Source organism: Tranquillimonas alkanivorans, assembly GCF_900115595.1.
GTDB classification, from domain to species: Bacteria; Pseudomonadota; Alphaproteobacteria; order Rhodobacterales; family Rhodobacteraceae; genus Tranquillimonas; species Tranquillimonas alkanivorans.
The window spans coordinates 105,421-123,879 of record NZ_FOXA01000003.1 but is presented as its reverse complement, the minus strand read 5'-3'; the positions used below and the strand labels follow the sequence as shown (position 1 = coordinate 123,879).

Here is an 18,459-nt window from a genome sequence, read left to right as displayed (position 1 = left end):
GGGGCGTTACTTGCCGTAGATTTCCGCCACGCGGGCGACGGCAACCTCTGGCGAAAGCTCTTCGCTCTCGCCGGTCTTGCGGCTGGTCAGTTCCACCACGCCGTTCTTCAGCCCGCGCGGACCGACGGTGATCCGCCACGGCAGACCGATCAGGTCCATCGTGGCGAACTTGGCCCCTGCCCGCTCCTCGCGGTCGTCGTAAAGCGGCTCGAGCCCCTTGGCGGTCAGCGCGTCGTAGAGCTGTTCGCAGGCGCGGTCGGCCTCGGCGTCGCCCTGCTTGAGGTTGACGATGCCGCAGTGGAACGGCGTCACGCCCTCGGGCCAGATGATGCCGTTGTCGTCGTGGCTGGCCTCGATGATCGCGCCCAGAAGGCGCGAGACGCCGATACCGTGCGAGCCCATGTGGACGGGCACGTGCTGGCCCTCGCGGTTGACGACGGTCGCGCCCATCGGCTCGGAATACTTGGTGCCGAAATAGAAGATCTGGCCGACCTCGATCCCGCGCGAGGTGCGGCGGCGCTCTTCGGGCACCTGGTTGAAGATCGCCTCGTCATGCGTCTCGTCGGTGCGGGCGTAGGGGGTCGTCCACTCCTTCACGATCTCGGCGCATTCGTCCCGGTTGTCGTAATCGACCTTGCGGTCACCGAACTTCAGGTCAGTGATGGCGGCATCGTAGAACACCTCGCTCTCGCCGGTATCGGCGAGGACCAGGAACTCGTGCGTGTCGTCGCCGCCGATGGGGCCGCTGTCGGCGCGCATCGGGATCGCCTGCAGGCCCATGCGCTCGTAAGTGCGCAGGTAGCTGACCATGTGGCGGTTGTAGGCGTGGATGGCGCTTTCGTAATCCACGTCGAAATTGTAGCCGTCCTTCATCAGGAACTCGCGCCCGCGCATGACGCCGAAGCGGGGGCGGATTTCGTCCCGGAACTTCCACTGGATGTGGTAGAGCGTCATCGGCAGGTCGCGGTAGCTGCTGACGTGGCTGCGGAAGATGTCGGTGATCATCTCTTCGTTCGTGGGACCGTAGAGCAGATCACGCTCGTGCCGGTCGCGGATGCGCAGCATTTCGGGGCCATAGGCGTCGTAGCGGCCGGATTCGCGCCACAGGTCGGCCGATTGCAGCGTGGGCATCAGCATCGGGATATGGCCCGCGCGCTGCTGTTCCTCGTGCACGATGCGCTCGACGTTGCGGAGCACCTTGTAGCCGAGCGGCAGCCAGGAATAGATGCCCGCCGACGCCTGCTTGATCATCCCCGCGCGCAGCATCAGGCGGTGGCTGACGATCTGGGCCTCGGACGGAGTCTCTTTGAGGACGGGCAGGAAGTAGCGGGTCAGGCGCATCTGGGCGAAAACCTCTTTCCGGGTCGTATCCGGCCCCGTCTAAGGCATCCCCCCTGCCCGCACAAGCGGCGCACCCTTGCGCGGCGGGGGCCGATGGGCGAAACCGGAAGCTGAACAAGAGGCTCGCGACGCATGGCGCTTCCCGTAAGGGATCAGGTGAAATACTGGGGGATCGCTGCGGCGGTCTTCCTGTTCCTGCTGTGGTGGCTGGGCGACGTCATCATGCCGTTCCTGCTGGGCGGGGCGATCGCGTACATCCTCGACCCGATCGCCGACCGGCTGGAGCGGCTGGGCCTGTCGCGGGCGCTGGCGACGACTGTGATCACGTTCTTCGCCTTGCTGATCTTCGTGTTGCTCGCGCTGCTGGTGGTGCCGACGCTGGTCAACCAGGCGGCGGCGCTGATCGAGATGCTGCCGCACTTGGTGCAGAACCTGCAGGCCTTCCTGACCGAGCGGTTCCCCGACCTCGTCGAGCCCGACTCGACGATCCGCCAGTCGCTGTTGCGGCTGGGCGAGACGGTGCAGGCGCGCGGCGGTGAGTTCCTGAACACGCTGCTGGCCTCGGTTTCGGGGATCTTCAACGTCCTCTTGCTGTTCGTGATCGTGCCGGTGGTGGCGTTCTACCTTCTGCTCGACTGGGATCACATGGTGGCGCGGGTCGACGCGATGCTGCCGCGCGACCACGCGCCGACCATCCGCCGGCTCGCGCGCGAAATCGACAACACGCTCGCCTCGTTCATCCGGGGACAGGGACTCGTCTGCCTGATCCTGGGGCTCTACTACGCCTTCGCGCTGATGGCGGTAGGGTTGCAGTTCGGACTGGTGATCGGGGCGATCGCAGGGTTCCTGACGTTCATCCCGTATGTCGGCGCGCTGGTGGGCGGGGTGATGTCCATCGGGCTGGCGCTGTTCCAGTTCTGGGGCGACTGGCTGTGGATCGTCGCGGTCTGGGCGATCTTCCAGTCCGGCCAGTTCGTCGAGGGCAACATCCTGACGCCGAAGCTGGTGGGCGGGTCAGTGGGCCTTCACCCGGTCTGGCTGCTCTTCGCGCTGGCCGCCTTCGGAGCGCTGTTCGGCTTCGTCGGTCTGCTGGTCGCGGTTCCGGTAGCCGCGGCGCTGGGCGTGCTGGCCCGTTTCGCCGCCGAACGCTATCGCGACAGCCGGCTCTATCGCGGGCTCGACACCGACGAGGAGGGCTGAGATGAGCCGTCAGCTGACCTTCCGCCTGCCCGTCCGCGAAGCGCTGGGCCGCGATGACTTCTTCGTGTCGCCCGCCAATGCCTGGGCAGTGGCGATGATCGAGGACTGGCGCGGCTGGCCCGCCGGCAAGTTGGCCCTCACCGGGCCGCGCGGGGCGGGCAAGACGCACCTCGTCCACGTCTGGGCGGCCGAGAGCGGCGGGCGGATCGTGTCGGCGGCGGAGCTGAGCGAGGACCTGGTGCCCGCGCTGGCCGAGGGCGACCTGGCGGTCGAGGACGTGCCGGCGATCGCCGGCGACAAGGTGCGCGAGCGGGCACTGTTCCACCTGCACAACCTGGTGCTGGCCAACGGGCACACGCTGCTTCTGACGGGGGCCGAGGCGCCGGGCCGCTGGCCGCTGGCGTTGGCGGACCTGACCAGCCGCATGCAGGGCACCCCCGCCGTCCGGATCGAGCCGCCCGACGACGCGTTGCTGGCTGCGATCCTGTTCAAGCGGCTCGCCGACCGGCAGCTGACGGTCGAGGCCGAGCTGATCCACTATCTCGTGCCGCGCATCGACCGCGACTTCGACACCGCGCGGCGGGTGGTCGAACGGCTGGACGCGCGGGCGCTGTCAGAAAAGCGTGAAGTTCGTGTGCCACTGGCACGCGAGGTTCTGGCCGAGATCACTCCGGAGGAGACATGACCGAGCATGACGCCGCTCTGAAGCCCGCCGAGGTCCGGCCCGTCCCGTCGGACTTCCTGCACGCTCCCCTGCCCGCGCCCGAAGAGCGCGACGTCGAGGGCCCGGCGCGCTTCATCAATCGCGAGCTCAGCTGGCTGGCCTTCAACTGGCGCGTGCTGGAAGAGGCCGAGAACCCGAAGGTGCCGCTGCTCGAGCGGCTGCGCTTCCTGTCGATCTCGGCCACCAACCTCGACGAGTTTTACACCGTGCGCGTGGCGGGCCTGCGCGAGCTGGCGCAGGCGGGCAACACCACGCCCGCCGCCGACGGGCTGACCCCGGCCGAGCAGCTCAAGCTGATCAACCGCGACGCGCGCGAGCTGATGGGCCGCCAGCAGCACGTGTTCGAGACGCTGATCGCGCTGATGCGCGACGAGGGCATTCACGTGCTAGGCCGCGACGACCTGAGCGCCGAGGACCGCGCGTATCTGGAAGACGTCTTCCTGGCGCAGGTCTTCCCGATCCTGACGCCGATGGCCATCGACCCGGCGCACCCGTTCCCGTTCATCCCCAACACCGGCTTCTCCCTGGCGCTTCAGCTCGAACGGCGGACGGACAAGCGCAAGCTGCGCGCGCTGCTGCCTATCCCGCAGCAGACCGACCGCTTCGTGCGCTTGCCCGCCCCCGAGGGGCAGATGCGGTACCTTCCGCTCGAGGACCTGCTGCTGATGCATCTCGACCGGCTGTTTCCGGGCTACGCCGAACTGGGCAACTGCGCCTTCCGCGTCCTGCGCGACAGCGACATCGAGGTTGAGGAAGAGGCCGAGGACCTGGTGCGCGAGTTCGAGGTCGCGCTGAAGCGGCGGCGGCGGGGCGAGGTCGTGCGGCTCAAGATCACCTCGGGCGCGCCTGCCGGCCTGCGCAAGCTGATCATGGACGAGCTGCACGCAAACGAGGATGAGGTCGTCGAGATCGACGGGCTGCTGGGCATCGCCGACCTGAAGGAACTGGTGCTCGACACCCGGCCCGACCTGCTGTGGCCGTCCTTCACCCCCCGCGTGCCCGAGCGGGTGCAGGACCATGACGGCGACATGTTCGGCGCGATCAAGCAGAAGGACATGCTGCTGCACCACCCGTACGAGACGTTCGACATGGTGGTGCGCTTCCTCAACCAGGCCGCCGCCGACCCGAACGTGCTGGCGATCAAGCAGACGCTCTATCGCACATCGAAGCAGTCGCCCATCGTCGACGCCCTGTGCGAGGCGGCGGAGGCCGGCAAGTCGGTCACCGCGCTGGTCGAGTTGAAGGCCCGGTTCGACGAGGCCGCCAACATCCGCCAGTCGCGCAAGCTGGAGCGGGCGGGGGCGCATGTCGTCTATGGCTTCATGAGCTACAAGACCCACGCCAAGGTCAGCTCGGTCGTCCGCCGCGAGGGCCGCGAGCTGGTGACCTATACCCATTTTGGGACCGGCAATTATCACCCGATCACCGCGCGCATCTACACCGACCTCAGCCTGTTCACCTGCGATGCCGCGCTGGGGCGCGACGCGACGCGGGTGTTCAACTATCTCTCGGGCTACGCGCAGCCCGAACGGCTGGAGAACATGGCGATATCACCGCTGAACCTGAAGTCGCATCTTCTGGACCTGATCGCGGCCGAGGCGGCGAACGCGGACGCGGGCAAGCCGGCGGCGATCTGGGCCAAAATGAACGCGCTGACCGAGTCCGACGTGATCGACGCGCTTTACGATGCCTCGCGCCGCGGGGTGAAGATCAGCCTGGTGGTGCGCGGCATCTGCTGCCTGCGCCCCGGCGTGACCGGCCTGAGCGAGAACATCCGCGTGAAGTCCATCGTCGGCCGGTTCCTGGAACATTCGCGCATCGTCTGCTTCGGCAATGGCGCGGACCTGCCCTCGACCCAGGCGCGGGTGTTCGTGTCGTCGGCGGACTGGATGGGGCGAAACCTGAACCGCCGGGTGGAAACGCTGGTCGAGTGCAACAACCCCACCGTGAAGGCGCAGATCGTCAGCCAGGTGATGGCCGCCAACATGGCGGACACGGCGCAAAGCTGGGTGCTGAACCCCGACGGCACCTTCACGCGTTACCCGCCCGACGAGACCGGCTATGCCTTCAACTGCCACCGCTTCTTCATGGAGAACCCCTCGCTTTCGGGCCGGGGCACGGCGGGGGCCGGTGACGTCCCGCAACTGGCGCACGCCAGAGATTGACCTGAGGGCACGGGCGGCTAAGGTCCGCCCCGCAGCTTCGAGGGGGACCGCATGGACGACGCGACGCCTGCCAAGGAGGACTGGGGCATCTTCGGACGCCCGCTGTTCGACGACCCGTCCGCCCGCGCGCTCAGCCGCGTCGGCGTCGTGGACGTGGGGTCGAACTCGGTCCGTCTCGTCGTCTTCGACGGCGCGGCCCGCTCACCCGCCTATTTCTTCAACGAAAAGGTCATGGCCGGGCTCGGCGGCGGGTTCAACGAAACCGGCCGCCTGCACCCCGAGGGGCGCGTGCGCGCCATGGCGGCGCTCAAGCGCTTTGCCCGGCTGGCCGAGGGGATGGGAGCCACGCCCCTGACCGTCGTGGCCACCGCCGCCGTGCGCGAGGCCGAGGACGGCCCAGCCTTCGTCGAGGAGGTCGAGCGCCAGACAGGCCTGAAGCTTTGGGTCATCGATGGGCGCGAGGAGGCCCGGCTGTCGGCGCAGGGCGTGCTTCTGGGCTGGCCGGGTGCGCGGGGACTGGTCTGCGACATCGGCGGTTCGTCCATGGAGCTTGCGCAGATCGGCGACGGCGCCGTGGGTCCCCGCCAGACCTCGCCACTCGGCCCCCTGCGGCTCCAGGGCGTGCCGGGCGGCAAGAAGGGGCTGAAGGCCGAGATCGCCCGCGTCATGGACGGGCTGGTCGAGGAGATGGGGACCGACCACAAACGCCTGTTCCTGGTCGGCGGGTCGTGGCGGGCCATCGCCCGGCTGGACATGGAGCGGCGTGGCTATCCGCTGCACGTCCTGCACGAATACCGCATGTCGCCCTCGGCGGTGATGGACACGGTCAAATGGATCGGCGAGCACGAGGTGTCGGAGCTGCGGTCCAAGACCGGGATCGGCGAGGCGCGGATGTCACTGGTGCCGCTGGCCAGCCAGGTGCTCAAGGCGCTGGTGCGCAAATTCAAGCCCAAGGAGATCGCGGTGTCGAGCTACGGCATCCGCGAGGGGCTGCTTTACGAACAGATGCCCCAGCACCTGCGCGACCGCGACCCGCTGATCGAATCCTGTCGCTTCGCCGAGAAGAAGGACGCGCGCCTGCCCGGCTTCGGCCGCGCGCTTTACGACTTCGTGTTCCCGCTGTTCAAGGGCGAGCCGTTCAAGTGGCAGCGCATGGTCCGCGCCGCCTGCCTGCTGCACGACGTGAGCTGGCGCGCGCACCCTGATTACCGGCACGAGGCCTGCTTCGACAACGCCACGCGCGCCAACCTGGGCGGGCTGACCCACAAGGAACGGGTGTTCCTGGGCCTGTCACTGCTACACCGCTACAAGAACAGCCGATCGGGTACGCGGCTGGGCGACGTGATCTCGATCCTGGCCCCCGAGGACCTGAAACGCGCCGAGGTGCTGGGCCGCGCCATGCGGTTCGGCGCGATGTTCTCGGCCTCGACCCCCGGATCGCTGGGCGAGTTGCGGTGGTATCCCAAGCTGAAGAAGCTGGAACTGTTGCTGACGCCGGAAGCGAGCGACCTGTTCGGCGAGGTGGCGCAGTCCCGTTTCAAGGCGCTGGGCTCGGTGCTGGAGGCCGAGACGGTCGTGAAATCAAAGCGCGCACGCGGCTGATCCGGCGTGGCCGGGGGGCTGTCTGCCCCCCGCGCCTGGCGGCGCTCCCCCCGAGGATATTTCTGGACCGAAGATGGAGCGGGCGCTTCGGCGGCCTTAGAGTTCGATCTCGCTTTCGGGGTCGCGGGGAAACGGCGGCTCGTCGGGGGCGAGCGGGGTCTTGCGGCGGATGATGATGTCGCCGTTGGGCAGCACCTCGGGCGCGTGGTAGTTCGTCAGATCGTCCACGCTGAGACCTTCGAGGTCCCAGCCCTCGAGCGCCTCGGCCATCTCGCGCATGTGCGGCTCGACCTCGTCGAGCAGGCCGCGCAGAAGCGTGCGCGCGCCTTCCGACAGCAGGTCGACGCCCTCTTCCATGTCTTGCCGCGGGGCCTCCTGCGCGGCGAGCGGCAGGGGGGCGGCGAGGGCGAGGGTGATGAGCAGGGTTCGGATCATACCCCGGATATAGTGCACGGGCCGCACCGTTGAAGGCTCAGATGTCGATGTCGAGGGTGACGGGAAAGTGGTCGGAGGCGGTCAGCAGCGCCTCGCGCAGCTCGGGCGTGTCCCGGCATCCGGGGTCGTCGAGCGGGTGCCAGATGCGCCACCTGCCCTGCCGCGCGGCGAGATCCGGCGATACCATCACGTAGTCGAGCAGCGCGGTGAGGCAGCGATCCTCCTCGGGCAGGAAGAACCGCGCGGTGGTGGGGGCGCGGTCAGGCCGCGCGATGGCCGCGCGGGCGTGCGGGTCGTGGAGCGGCGCCCCCCCGTCGCCGTCGAGCACGATTTCCAGACCCGAGCGGCCCAGGTCGCGTTCGTGCGCGTCGAGGCCCGGACCGTCGTTGAGGTCGCCCAGCAGGATCAACGGGTCACCGGCGGCGAGATGCTCGTCGGCGCGACCGCGCAGCCAAAGGCACTGCGCCACGTGCTTGCGGCGGGCCGCGCGCGCGCGGCGGCGGATCTCGGCCTCGCTACGCGCGCCCGACGGCGCCTTGGACTTGGCGTGCACGCCGATCATGCGCAGGCGCGTTCCCTGCGCCGTGGTCACCGCAAGCTCCAGCGGCGGTTTCGACCAGGTCACCCGCTCGCTTCCCGCGCCGTTGCCGAGGTCGACCTTGAAGCGGGAGTCGAAGCGCGGGAACGCCCCTGCGCGCTGCACCGGGTCGCCCCTCGGGTCATGCTCGGCCATCAGCTTGTCGGGGTCTTGAAGCAGGATGATCTCTTGCTTGGTGTCGTTGGCGAAGCCGATCACGGCGCGGCGCGTGCGCAGGTCGAAGTACCGTGCGAAGCTTTCCAGCGCCCGCACGCCCGAGCGGTGGGGGCTGGTGTCCGGTGCCTCGATCACCATGACCGCGTCGGCGTCCATGGCCGTGAGCACGATGGCGATGGCGGCAAGCTGGTCGGCGCGGTTCACGCCTTCGCGCCACGAAGGCTCGGCATCGTCCAGCACGCGCCCGTCGTCCGCGAAGAGGGCCGAGAACCACTCGACGTTCCAGGTCGCGATGCGCACCGGCCGGCCCTCAGGCCCGTCCCGCGCTGATTTCTTCCCAGGCGCGGTTCACGTCGATCAGGCGGCTTTCGGCCAGGCGCACGGCTTCCTCGGGCACGCCACGCGCGAGCATCCGGTCGGGGTGGCTTTCGCGGACGATCCGGCGCCAGGCGGCGCGCGCCTCGTCGAGCGGGGCGCCGGGCTCGACGCCCAGCACCTCCCACGGGTCGGGGTCGGCGTCGGGGACGAAGCGGGCACGGATGGCGCGGAAGGCGCGGTCGCGCATGCCCAGCCGGCGGGCGACGGTCTGCAGGAATTCCTCTTCCGCGGGGTGGAAGTCGCCATCGGCCATGGCGATGTGGAAAAGCCCCTCCATCAGGTCGCCCAGAACCGGATCGTCGGGGCCGAACATGGCGCCGACGCGGCGGGCGTATTCGTCGAAGCCCGCCACGTCCTGCCGGGCGAGGTTGTAGACACGGGCCGCGTTCTGTTCCTGCCCCGGCGGGATCAGGAAGACCTCGCGGAAGGCCATGACCTCGTCCCGGGTCACCAGCCCGTCGGCCTTGGCCATCTTGGCGCCCAGCGCGATGACGGCGATGGTGAAGGCGACCGAGCGCTGCGGCGGCGCGCGCAGGCGGTCGAAGACAGCGGCCAGCCCCTCACCCGAGGCGAGGGCCGAGAGCGCGTCGGCGATGAGGGTCCAGATCGACATGGGCGCAGACTAATGCCCCGGCGCGGCGGTGTCAGGCCCGCCTAAAGCCGCAATTGCATCAAATGGAGGTCGAGCCAATGGTCGTTCTTGAAGCCGACTTTGGGCAGCACCGCGACCTCCTCGAACCCCAGCCGGGCGTGGAAGGCGCGCCCGACGGGATTGCCCGAGCTCACGCCGGCGAACAGGCTGTGCGCACCGCCCGCGCGGGCGTGGGCGATCAACTCGTCCATCAACGCGCGACCCGTTCCCCTGCCCTGCGCGGCCGGTGACAGGAGCACGGTGTGCTCCATGGTTCGCGCATAGCCCACACCGGATCGGAACTGGCCGTAGGTGGCGAAGCCGTCGATCCGACCGTCACTGTCGGCGACGAAGGTGCCGTGGCCGTCGCGTGCCCGGCCCGAGATCAGCGCCGCGACGTCCTCCGGCGTCTTCTCGATAGGGTTGAAGGTGACCAGCGTGTCGCGGATGAACCCGTTCCAGATGGCGCAGATGCCGGGCGCGTCGTCCGGCCGGGCGGGCCGGATCAAGACAGGCTCCGCCGCCCGTGCGGTGTCTCGATCGAGGCGGTGAGGCGCAGCGTCGGCCCCTGCCGCAGCAGCACGTCGGGCAGCGTCATCAGCGCGGGCCAGGCGGTGGCGAGTTCGGCGGCCTCGGGATGTTCGATCACCAGCGCCTTCAGCCGGCAGCCGGAGTCGGGCAGTCGCCGGGCCGGGTGATCCGCGCAGTGCCATTGCAGGAGCGCGGGCGAGGCGCCGTCGAACGGCAGCAACCCGTCGCACGGCACCGCCATGCGCCAGCGCAGGTCGCCGCGGGCGAGGTCGAGCGGATCGCCCGATCCGGGCGGCGCGGCGGCCAGGTCGTCGTCGAGCGCGTCCGAACGCAGGATCCAGTTGGTCATCCGCGGCGGCCCCGCGAACCCGTCGAGCCCGAACCAGCGGCGGCGCTTCGGCGGTGCGGCGGCCGGGTCCACGGCGATCACCTCCAGGTAAAGATCGGGGCCGAGCGACAGCAGGCGGTTGTGCGTGCCCATGTCGGGATGCCGCCCGCCGGGCGCGAGCGCAACGCCAAGCGCCGTTTCGACATGCGCGACACCGCCGTCGAGGGTCTCGGCCGAGACCGCGAGATGATCGAGGGCAATCGCCACGACTTTACCTCCTGCACATCTGCGCGAGCCTATGCGCTGATTCGGCATCCGGGAAGGCCTGAATCTTCCAGCGCCACCGCAGCTCTCGGGCCGGGCCGCGGGAAACTTACGCGGCGCGATGCGTTGTGGGGGAAAGTTGAACCGTAAATTGCGAGGACGATCATGCTGACCCGCATCACGACGACCAGCGCCCTGGCGCTTCTTCTGGCCGCGCCCGCCGGCTTGGCGCAGGACGACCTGACGCCCGACCTGTCGATGTACGACGTAGACGAGGACGGCTTTCTCGACGCCGACGAGTACGGCGTGGGCTTCGACGAAAGCGGCACGTTCGACGACTGGGACATGGACGACGACGCCCGGCTGAGCATCACCGAGTTGTCGGACGCCACCTACGGGATGATGGACCTGGACAACGACGGCACGCTTACCATCAGCGAATGGGACACCTGGGTGGACACCCGCGTGGGCGAAGAGACGGTCGACCTGTCGCCCGCCGTCTGGGACCCGGACGGCAACGACATCATCTCGCGCGAGGAATTCTCGGCCGCGATGGGTGGCAACTATAACATGTTCAGTGGGTACGACATCGACTCGGACGGCTACTACGACGAGAACGAGATCGGTGATCTGACCTACGACTACGCCGACTGGAACAACGACGACCTGATCGACGACGACGAATTCCTGCTGGACGATTTCGGTATCTGAGGCCGGATCGTTTGTCTTCTTGGAATGGCCCGCCCTCGTGGCGGGCCTTTCTCGTGAGTGGATCGCGGTCGCGCCGGCCGGACGGGCGAAACGCGACCGCGTCCGCCTGGAAGGACAGTCACGCGGCCGCTCGTAGCGCCCTGCCCTACGCCGCCGTCCGCGTCTCCCGGATCAGGCGCAGGATGTCGCGGGCGGCCTCGGGGATGTTCGTGCCCGGTCCGAAGATGGCCTTCACGCCGGCCTTCTTCAGGAAATCGTAATCCTGCTGCGGGATAACGCCGCCGCAGATCACCAGGATGTCGCCGGCGCCCTGCGCCTTCAGCGCCGCGACCAGCTTCGGCGCGAGCGTTCGGTGGCCTGCCGCCTGGGACGAGATGCCGACGATGTGCACGTCGTTGTCCACCGCGTCCTGCGCCGCCTCCTCGGGCGTCTGGAACAGCGGGCCGACGTCCACGTCGAAGCCGATATCGGCGAAGGCGGTGGCGATGACCTTGGCGCCGCGGTCGTGGCCGTCCTGCCCCATCTTCACCACCAGCATCCGGGGGCGCCGGCCCTCTTCCTCGGCGAAGGCCTCCACGTCCTTCTGAATGGCGGCGAAGCCCTCGTCGCCCTCGTAGGCCGCGCCATAGACGCCGGCGAGCGTCTTCACCTCGGCCCTGTGGCGGCCGAACACCTTTTCCATCGCCATCGAGATCTCTCCCACTGTGGCCCGTGCCCGTGCGGCCTCGACCGCGGCTTCCAGAAGGTTGCCGCCCTCTTTCGCCCGGCGCGACAGCTCTTCGAGCGCCGCGTCGCAGGCCGCCTGGTCGCGCTCGGCGCGCACCTTCTCCAGCCGCCGGATCTGGCCCTCGCGCACCTTCACGTTGTCGATGTCGAGAACGTCGATCTCTTCTTCCTTCTCGAGCCGGAACTTGTTGACGCCGACGATGACCTCTTCGCCCCGGTCGATGGCCGCCTGCTTGCGCGCCGCGGCCTCCTCGATCCTCAGCTTGGGCATGCCGGAGGCCACGGCCTTCGTCATCCCGCCCATCTCGTCCACCTCGCGGATCACTTCGCGCGCGGCGTCGATCAGGTCGGCGGTGAGCTTCTCGACGTAGTAGGAGCCGGCCAGCGGATCGACGACGTTGGTCACGCCCGTCTCGTTCTGCAGGATCAGCTGCGTGTTCCGCGCGATGCGCGACGAGAAGTCGGTCGGCAAACCAATGGCTTCGTCGAAGGAGTTCGTGTGCAGCGACTGCGTGCCGCCCAGCACTGCGCTCATCGCCTCGTAGGCGGTGCGCACGATGTTGTTGTAGGGGTCCTGCTCGGCCAGGCTCACGCCCGAGGTCTGGCAGTGGGTGCGCAGCATCGAGGATTGCGGCTTCTTCGGCCCGAACTCCTGCATGATCTCGTGCCACAGGAAGCGCGCGGCGCGCAGCTTGGCGGCCTCCATGAAGAAGTTCATGCCGATGGCGAAGAAGAACGACAGCCGCCCGGCGAAGGCGTCCACGTCCATGCCGCGCCCCACAGCCGCCTTCACGTATTCCTTGCCGTCGGCAAGCGTGAAGGCGAGCTCCTGCACCAGGTTCGCCCCGGCCTCCTGCATGTGGTAGCCGCTGATCGAGATCGAGTTGAAGCGCGGCATCTGGGTCGAGGTGAACTCGATGATGTCGGCCACGATCCGCATCGAGGGCTCGGGCGGATACACATAGGTGTTCCGCACCATGAACTCCTTGAGGATGTCGTTCTGGATCGTGCCCGAAAGCTGCGCACGGTCCACGCCCTGCTCCTCCCCGGCGACGATGAAGCTGGCGAGCACCGGGATCACCGCGCCGTTCATGGTCATCGACACGCTAATGTCCTGAAGCGGGATGCCGTCGAAGAGGATCTTCATGTCCTCGACCGAATCGATGGCGACCCCCGCCTTGCCCACGTCGCCCTCGACCCGTTCATGGTCGCTATCGTAGCCGCGGTGGGTGGCGAGGTCGAAGGCCACCGACACGCCCTGCTGCCCGGCGGCGAGCGCGCGGCGGTAGAAGGCGTTGGATTCCTCGGCCGTCGAGAAGCCGGCGTACTGCCGGATGGTCCACGGCCGGCCCGCGTACATCGTTGCACGGGGGCCGCGCGTGAAGGGCGGCACGCCCGGCATTCCGCCCGCGTGCTCGAGCCCCTCGACATCGTCGGGGCCGTAGACCGGCTTCACGTCGATGCCCTCGGCCGTGTGCCAGGTCAGTTCGTCCAGCGGCCGGCCCCTCAGTTCGCGTTCGGCAAGGCTCTTCCAGTCGCTCATGGCTTATCCTCTCCGCCTTCGGGCACACGGGGCCGTGACAGACCCATCGTACCCTTCGTTTTCGCGCGGCCCTGCCCTATATCTGAGGTAACAGGAGGGATAATGCGCGCGATCTTTTCACTGATACTCTCGGCGACCCTTGCGCTTCCGCTTGCCGCGCAAGATGCCGGCGGGGCCGAGACCCCGGTGGCCGAGCAGCTTCCCGACGCCGAGATCCTTTCGCCGATCGAGGCGTGGCAGGCCGATCCGACCACCGTCTTCGACGCCAGCGAGGTCGATATCGACACGTTCAAATGGATCGCCCGGCCCATCGTCGTGTTCGCCGACACGCCCGTTGACCCGTCGTTCCAGGAACAGATCGACAACCTGACCCGTGATCCGGGCGAGCTGGTGCGCCGCGACGTGGTGCTTATCTCGGACAGCGATCCGTCGCAGAGGTCGGACCTGCGCAGCCGCCTGCGCCCGCGCGGGTTCGCGCTGGTGCTGATGGGCAAGGACGGCGACGTCGAGTTGCGCAAGCCGTTCCCGTGGAGCGTGCGCGAACTGTCGCGGGCCATCGACAAGATGCCGCTGCGCCAGCAGGAAATGCGCGACCAGAGCCGCGGCTGAGACGCCGCGCGTTGCGCGATGCCGCCCGGTTGCTTATATCTTGGGTAACGGTCGCCGGGGCATCCTGTCCCGCCGACGCCAGAGGAGGACGCGACATGGCTGCCGCAAAGCCTCAGAAATCCACGGGCCCGTTCGAGGGTCGCAACGGGCCGCGCCCCGGCTACTGACGCCGGGCGCGGGGCGGTGGGCCGCGCGCTCATGCCTGCGCCTCCCGCCGGGCCGCGCGCCGTTTCTCCGACACTCTCCGCGCCTTCCGCCGCCCGCCCTTCGCGTAAGCGTCGATGGTGGCCAGCGCCTCGTTCCCGTACTCGATCAGCCGCAGCTTGATGCCGATGTAATCGGTATAGATGTCGGCCCGCCTGAGCGGCGACATCGTCTTGAAGCTGTCGCCCCGCATGTCGTCTACCAGCGCGTCCAGCGCGGCGAGTTGGCTGTAATACTGCACCACCGGGTCGATGCTGGTGCGCGGAAGGATGTGGATCTCGGACACCAGCGCGCGGAAAACAGTGTCGTTTCGCTCGCGCGGGATGAAGGGGACGAAGCCGTCGGCGTCGCGGATGCGGCCGAGCATCTCCTGCCCGAAGCCCTGCAACTCTTCCGCCGTGCCGAGGTTGCCGAGGTTGTGCTGGATCTCGGCATAGAGCGCCCGGTGCGCGTCGCGCAGCCGTTCCGAGCGGCTGAGTTGCTGCCCGATCTCGCGCAGCAGAAAGCCCATGAACCAGCCGGCAGCCACCACGACGGCGGCGATCGTGGCCTGCTGCACGCGCACCTCTGACCAGTCGAACGGCACCGCCCACAGCACCAGCGCCGCCAGCGCGACCGCGCCGGCACCCGTGGTCCAGAGAAGCGCTGCCCTGGTCATCGGCTCACTCGAACTCCATGATCACCTCGTCCACGGCCAGGCTGTCGCCCGGCCCGGCGTTGATCTTCGACACGACGGCCTTTCGCTCGGCGCGCAGGATGTTCTCCATCTTCATGGCTTCCACGGTGCAGAGCGGCTGGCCCTCCTGCACCTCCTGCCCCTCTTCCACGTCGATCTTCACGATCAGACCCGGCATCGGGCAGAGAAGGAGCTTCGAGGTGTCGGCCTCCTGCTTTTCGGGCATCAGCGCGGCGAGTTCGGCCTGACGGGGCGAGAAGACGTGCACCCGCAGGTCCGCGCCACGGGTGCGGATGCGGAAGCCGCCGGTCATCTTGCCGACCTTCAGGATCAGCGGCGCGCCGTCCACGTCGAGCACGGCCAGCGGCTGGCCCGGCGTCCAGTCCGAGGCGACGCGGTGCGCCGTGCCGTCCCCGAACGTCACCGTCGCACCCTCGCGGTCGGCGTCCACGGTGCAGGCGAAGCCCTCGCCGTCGATCCACACGACCCAGTCGCGGCCCACCTTGCGCTCGTGGTTGTCCATGCGGCCCGACACGCGGGTGCGCCGGATCTCGGCCACCCGGTGCATCGCGGCGGCCGAGGCCGCGACGCGCCGCAGCTCCACCTGCCCCAGCGTCACGCCGTCGAAGCCCTCGGGATACTCCTCGGCGATGAAGGCGGTGGTCATGTCGCCCGCGACGAACTTCGGATGGTCCATCACCGCCGACAGGAACGGCAGGTTGTGCCCGATGCCCTCGACCTCGAAGGAATCCAGCGCCACGCGCATCCCCTCGATCGCCTCGGACCGCGTCGGCCCCCAGGTGCAGAGCTTCGCGATCATCGGGTCGTAGAACATGCTGATCTCGCCGCCCTCGAAGACGCCGGTATCGTTGCGCACGACTCCGGTGCCGTTGGCGAGCTCCTTCGGCGGGCGATAGCGCGTGAGACGGCCGATGGAGGGCAGGAAGTTGCGGTACGGATCCTCGGCATAAAGCCGGCTCTCCATCGCCCAGCCGTTCAGTTTCACGTCCTGTTGCGCGATCGACAGCGGCTCGCCGTTCGCCACGCGGATCATCTGCTCGACCAGGTCGATGCCGGTGATCAGCTCGGTGACCGGGTGCTCGACCTGAAGGCGGGTGTTCATCTCGAGGAAATAGAAGTTCTTTTCCCCGTCCACGATGAACTCGACGGTGCCAGCGCTGGTATACCCCACCGCCTGCGCCAGCGCGACGGCCTGCTCGCCCATCGCCTTGCGCGTCGCTTCATCAAGGAACGGCGACGGCGCCTCCTCGATCACCTTCTGGTTCCGCCGCTGGATCGAGCATTCGCGTTCGCCGAGATAGATGCAGTTGCCGTGCTGGTCGGCGAGGACCTGGATCTCGATGTGGCGGGGCTGGGTGACGAACTTCTCGATGAAGATGCGGTCGTCGCCGAAGCTGGACGCGGCCTCGTTCTTCGACGACTGGAAGCCCTGCCGCGCCTCGTCGTCGTCCCAGGCGATCCGCATGCCCTTGCCGCCGCCGCCGGCGCTGGCCTTGATCATCACCGGGTAGCCGATGTCGCGGCTGATGCGTACGGCCTCCTCGGCGTCCTCGATCAGGCCCATGTAGCCGGGAACGGTCGAGACCCCGGCCTCCTGCGCGATCTTCTTCGAGGTGATCTTGTCGCCCATCGCCTCGATCGCCTTCACCGGCGGGCCGACGAAGGCCACGCCCTCGGCTTCCAGCGCCTGGGCGAACTTCGGGTTCTCGGACAGGAAACCATAGCCGGGATGCACCGCCTGGGCACCCGTCTTGCGGATCGCCTCGATGATCCGGTCGATCACGATGTAGGACTGGTTGGCCGGCGGCGGGCCGATATGCACCGCCTCGTCCGCCATCGACACGTGCAGCGCGGTCTTGTCGGCGTCGGAATAGACGGCGACGGTGGCGATGCCCATCTTGCGCGCGGTCTTGATCACGCGGCAGGCGATCTCGCCCCGGTTGGCGATCAGGATTTTCTTGAACATCTCCGTCCCCTTCCCTCGTCCCCGGCCCCTCTGCGCGGGCGCGAAGAATAGAAAACGCCGCCGGGGCACACGGCCCCGACGGCGTTCGAATGCGTGTCGAGCCGCGCGCGGGGCGCGGCCGGAAAATCAGTACCCGCGGTAGTTCGGGCAGAGCTGCGGCGCGACGTCATCGCACATGGCGCCAGCGGCACCGCCGGCCAGCGCGCCCAGCACCGGATCGTTGTCGGTCGCGGCAGCCGCGAAGGCGCCGATGCCCGCACCGCTTGCGCCGCGCGACAGGTCGGTCTGCCCGCAGGACGCGAGCCCCAGAAGAGCGATGCTGCCGATGATGAGTGTCTTGCCCATATTCGTCCCCTTGAATGGTCTGCCTCGCGCGCAGAAAGACGCGTTTCCGCCGCCTGCGCAACGTTAATTCGCGAGCGAAGGATAGGGGTGGCAAGAAGCCGCCCAGCAGACGCACTGGACGAAAGACGCGCGGCATAGAGAGCCACGCGATCCTGTAAAGCGGTCAGATGGCGCGGGCGGGAGCGCTCCGGCCCCGCCCACGCGCCGCCCGGATCAGTTGGCGGTGAGCACGCCGCCCGCACCGCCGATCGCGGCACCGGCCAGCGGCTCGTCCGCCACGACCTCGCCCGCGACCGCGCCCGCGGCGGCGCCGGTCGCGCCACGCTCGAAATAGGTGTCGCCGCAGGCCGCGAGGCCCAGGGCACCGGCGAGAAGCAGCAGGACGTTCTTACCCAGCATCGGAAATCTCCTTCTTGGTTGATCGCGAGCCCAACACGCGGAAGCGCGCGACGTTCCAAGACACCTGCAACCGACAGGAAACAGGGAAGAAAAAGTGGTTCGCCCGGGGGGACGAACCACTCAGAAGGGGAAGGGTAACGGTATTGACAACACGAGGCGGCCTCGGTGCTGGAGGGAACCGCCTCGAAACAAACTGTCGCCGGATTCGCTCCAGCCGAGAAGGCGAAAACGGACGCCGCGTCACCATGCGCCAAATCCCGCCGAGCCTGCCCTGCCCCCGGCGCGATCACGCCGATCCCTCGTCCGCGAAGACCTCTGGAAAGCTCGCCTCGGCCCGGGCGCGGTCGATACGCAGAAGCGCTTCATAGCTTTCGGGATCGAACGGATCCTCGGCCGCCACGACCTCGCGCCCGAAAAGCCACGAAAGCCGCCCGGCGTCGAGGTTGCCGCGCTCGAACGGCTCTTCCCCGAATTGCTCCCACAGGGCCGCCATGAAGAACACGTCGGCGCGCCGGTCCGCCGGGCGGCGGTCGGCATAGCGCTCGCGCCGGATGATCGGCGTGGCCCCACGCGGGTTCGGACGGCGGATGGTGAACTGGAAATCGGTGCCGGTCAGGCGGCCGGGAAAACCGCGATGCTTGATCATGCCGCGCCCTCCGGCCGGGGGGCGGCGGGGATGCGGACGGGCGCGAACGCCCGTCCGTCCAAGTACTCAGTACTTGTTGTAGACGGGCTCGGCCTGAACAGGGGCCGGCTCGACGTAAACGACTTCTTCCTCGGCCGGGGCGCAGGCAGCGACGAACGCAACGAGGCCCAGGGCCATGACGGCTTTGATGCTCTTCGACATCTCAGTCTCCTCTTACACTTGTGAAGAACCGTGAGACCGGCGGCGCCGGCCCTTGATTC

At 68.3% G+C, this 18,459-nt stretch carries 19 protein-coding genes; 6 read left to right on the top strand and 13 right to left on the bottom strand.

All coding sequences use genetic code 11. From position 1 onward, the window contains the following. Positions 1-6: 6 nt before the first annotated feature. Entirely contained in the window at positions 7-1,341 is a 1,335-nt protein-coding gene (gene proS / locus BM162_RS05810) for a proline--tRNA ligase (protein WP_093419000.1), read from the bottom strand. A gap of 132 nt (positions 1,342-1,473) precedes the next feature. Here proS and BM162_RS05805 point away from each other — a divergent pair, with 132 nt between their 5' ends. The 4 genes from BM162_RS05805 to BM162_RS05790 are packed head-to-tail and all read left to right on the top strand — an operon-like array spanning position 1,474 to position 7,032. Continuing rightward, positions 1,474-2,541: an AI-2E family transporter gene (locus tag BM162_RS05805; RefSeq protein WP_093418997.1), complete on the top strand. Its 1,068-nt coding sequence runs from the start codon at positions 1,474-1,476 to the stop codon at positions 2,539-2,541. 1 nt (position 2,542) lies between these two features. Further along, positions 2,543-3,226 (top strand): DnaA/Hda family protein, encoded by a 684-nt coding sequence (locus tag BM162_RS05800; RefSeq protein WP_093418995.1) that lies wholly within the window; start codon positions 2,543-2,545, stop codon positions 3,224-3,226. Further along, entirely contained in the window at positions 3,223-5,430 is a 2,208-nt protein-coding gene (locus BM162_RS05795; protein ID WP_093418992.1) for an RNA degradosome polyphosphate kinase, read from the top strand. The genes BM162_RS05800 and BM162_RS05795 overlap by 4 nt, the downstream gene beginning before the upstream one ends. A gap of 51 nt (positions 5,431-5,481) precedes the next feature. Next, positions 5,482-7,032 (top strand): Ppx/GppA family phosphatase, encoded by a 1,551-nt coding sequence (locus BM162_RS05790; RefSeq protein WP_093418989.1) that lies wholly within the window; start codon positions 5,482-5,484, stop codon positions 7,030-7,032. 96 nt (positions 7,033-7,128) lie between these two features. Here BM162_RS05790 and BM162_RS05785 read toward each other — a convergent pair whose 3' ends face one another. From BM162_RS05785 to BM162_RS05765, 5 genes are read right to left on the bottom strand one after another with little or no spacing between them, the layout of a single operon-like run. Beyond that, positions 7,129-7,467, bottom strand: a complete 339-nt coding sequence (locus BM162_RS05785; protein ID WP_093418987.1) for a hypothetical protein — start codon at positions 7,465-7,467, stop codon at positions 7,129-7,131. Between the two features lie 37 nt (positions 7,468-7,504). Beyond that, positions 7,505-8,521: an endonuclease/exonuclease/phosphatase family protein gene (locus tag BM162_RS05780; RefSeq protein WP_093418984.1), complete on the bottom strand. Its 1,017-nt coding sequence runs from the start codon at positions 8,519-8,521 to the stop codon at positions 7,505-7,507. A 10-nt stretch (positions 8,522-8,531) separates the two neighbouring features. Beyond that, positions 8,532-9,212 carry a molecular chaperone DjiA gene (locus tag BM162_RS05775; RefSeq protein WP_093418981.1) on the bottom strand — a complete coding sequence of 227 codons (681 nt, stop codon included), beginning with the start codon at positions 9,210-9,212 and terminating at the stop codon, positions 8,532-8,534. A 41-nt stretch (positions 9,213-9,253) separates the two neighbouring features. Then, entirely contained in the window at positions 9,254-9,739 is a 486-nt protein-coding gene (locus tag BM162_RS05770) for a GNAT family N-acetyltransferase (protein WP_093418978.1), read from the bottom strand. Next, positions 9,736-10,356 (bottom strand): VOC family protein, encoded by a 621-nt coding sequence (locus tag BM162_RS05765; protein WP_342741148.1) that lies wholly within the window; start codon positions 10,354-10,356, stop codon positions 9,736-9,738. The genes BM162_RS05770 and BM162_RS05765 overlap by 4 nt, the downstream gene beginning before the upstream one ends. Positions 10,357-10,518: 162 nt before the next feature. Between BM162_RS05765 and BM162_RS05760 the strand changes: the two genes are divergently transcribed. Beyond that, on the top strand, positions 10,519-11,064 hold the full coding sequence (locus BM162_RS05760; protein WP_093418973.1) for an EF-hand domain-containing protein: 546 nt from the start codon (positions 10,519-10,521) through the stop codon (positions 11,062-11,064). 145 nt (positions 11,065-11,209) lie between these two features. Here the strand turns inward: BM162_RS05760 and scpA are convergent, their stop codons facing one another. Next, a complete protein-coding gene (gene scpA / locus BM162_RS05755; protein ID WP_093418970.1) occupies positions 11,210-13,333 on the bottom strand; it encodes a methylmalonyl-CoA mutase in 2,124 nt (707 codons plus the stop codon). A gap of 102 nt (positions 13,334-13,435) precedes the next feature. Here scpA and BM162_RS05750 point away from each other — a divergent pair, with 102 nt between their 5' ends. Then, positions 13,436-13,942 (top strand): DUF4174 domain-containing protein, encoded by a 507-nt coding sequence (locus BM162_RS05750; RefSeq protein WP_093418967.1) that lies wholly within the window; start codon positions 13,436-13,438, stop codon positions 13,940-13,942. Positions 13,943-14,138: 196 nt separating this feature from the next. Here the strand turns inward: BM162_RS05750 and BM162_RS05745 are convergent, their stop codons facing one another. The 6 genes from BM162_RS05745 to BM162_RS23455 all read right to left on the bottom strand — a co-directional run bounded on the left by BM162_RS05745 (position 14,139) and on the right by BM162_RS23455 (position 18,400). Beyond that, positions 14,139-14,804 carry a hypothetical protein gene (locus tag BM162_RS05745; RefSeq protein ID WP_093418964.1) on the bottom strand — a complete coding sequence of 222 codons (666 nt, stop codon included), beginning with the start codon at positions 14,802-14,804 and terminating at the stop codon, positions 14,139-14,141. Between the two features lie 4 nt (positions 14,805-14,808). Then, positions 14,809-16,809 (bottom strand): acetyl-CoA carboxylase biotin carboxylase subunit, encoded by a 2,001-nt coding sequence (locus tag BM162_RS05740; protein ID WP_093418962.1) that lies wholly within the window; start codon positions 16,807-16,809, stop codon positions 14,809-14,811. Between the two features lie 126 nt (positions 16,810-16,935). Continuing rightward, positions 16,936-17,154 carry a hypothetical protein gene (locus BM162_RS05735; RefSeq protein WP_093418959.1) on the bottom strand — a complete coding sequence of 73 codons (219 nt, stop codon included), beginning with the start codon at positions 17,152-17,154 and terminating at the stop codon, positions 16,936-16,938. A gap of 213 nt (positions 17,155-17,367) precedes the next feature. After that, positions 17,368-17,553, bottom strand: a complete 186-nt coding sequence (locus BM162_RS05730; protein ID WP_093418956.1) for a hypothetical protein — start codon at positions 17,551-17,553, stop codon at positions 17,368-17,370. Between the two features lie 286 nt (positions 17,554-17,839). Continuing rightward, on the bottom strand, positions 17,840-18,199 hold the full coding sequence (locus tag BM162_RS05725) for a hypothetical protein (RefSeq protein WP_093418954.1): 360 nt from the start codon (positions 18,197-18,199) through the stop codon (positions 17,840-17,842). Positions 18,200-18,265: 66 nt separating this feature from the next. Further along, the gene (locus BM162_RS23455; protein ID WP_281243773.1) at positions 18,266-18,400 is read right to left on the bottom strand and encodes a hypothetical protein; all 135 of its coding nucleotides are present in this window, start codon (positions 18,398-18,400) and stop codon (positions 18,266-18,268) included. Between the last annotated feature and the right edge of the window lie 59 nt (positions 18,401-18,459).

Coding starts and splice junctions, on each gene's coding strand:
- BM162_RS05790 (WP_093418989.1), top strand. CDS start 5,482: ATGGACGACGCGACGCCTGCCAAGGAGGACTGGGGCATCTTCGGACGC.
- BM162_RS05805 (WP_093418997.1), top strand. CDS start 1,474: ATGGCGCTTCCCGTAAGGGATCAGGTGAAATACTGGGGGATCGCTGCG.
- BM162_RS05725 (WP_093418954.1), bottom strand. CDS start 18,199: ATGATCAAGCATCGCGGTTTTCCCGGCCGCCTGACCGGCACCGATTTC.
- BM162_RS05800 (WP_093418995.1), top strand. CDS start 2,543: ATGAGCCGTCAGCTGACCTTCCGCCTGCCCGTCCGCGAAGCGCTGGGC.
- BM162_RS05740 (WP_093418962.1), bottom strand. CDS start 16,809: ATGTTCAAGAAAATCCTGATCGCCAACCGGGGCGAGATCGCCTGCCGC.
- BM162_RS05745 (WP_093418964.1), bottom strand. CDS start 14,804: ATGACCAGGGCAGCGCTTCTCTGGACCACGGGTGCCGGCGCGGTCGCG.
- proS (WP_093419000.1), bottom strand. CDS start 1,341: ATGCGCCTGACCCGCTACTTCCTGCCCGTCCTCAAAGAGACTCCGTCC.
- BM162_RS05735 (WP_093418959.1), bottom strand. CDS start 17,154: ATGGGCAAGACACTCATCATCGGCAGCATCGCTCTTCTGGGGCTCGCG.
- BM162_RS23455 (WP_281243773.1), bottom strand. CDS start 18,400: ATGTCGAAGAGCATCAAAGCCGTCATGGCCCTGGGCCTCGTTGCGTTC.
- BM162_RS05750 (WP_093418967.1), top strand. CDS start 13,436: ATGCGCGCGATCTTTTCACTGATACTCTCGGCGACCCTTGCGCTTCCG.
- BM162_RS05730 (WP_093418956.1), bottom strand. CDS start 17,553: ATGCTGGGTAAGAACGTCCTGCTGCTTCTCGCCGGTGCCCTGGGCCTC.
- BM162_RS05795 (WP_093418992.1), top strand. CDS start 3,223: ATGACCGAGCATGACGCCGCTCTGAAGCCCGCCGAGGTCCGGCCCGTC.
- BM162_RS05760 (WP_093418973.1), top strand. CDS start 10,519: ATGCTGACCCGCATCACGACGACCAGCGCCCTGGCGCTTCTTCTGGCC.
- BM162_RS05785 (WP_093418987.1), bottom strand. CDS start 7,467: ATGATCCGAACCCTGCTCATCACCCTCGCCCTCGCCGCCCCCCTGCCG.
- scpA (WP_093418970.1), bottom strand. CDS start 13,333: ATGAGCGACTGGAAGAGCCTTGCCGAACGCGAACTGAGGGGCCGGCCG.
- BM162_RS05775 (WP_093418981.1), bottom strand. CDS start 9,212: ATGTCGATCTGGACCCTCATCGCCGACGCGCTCTCGGCCCTCGCCTCG.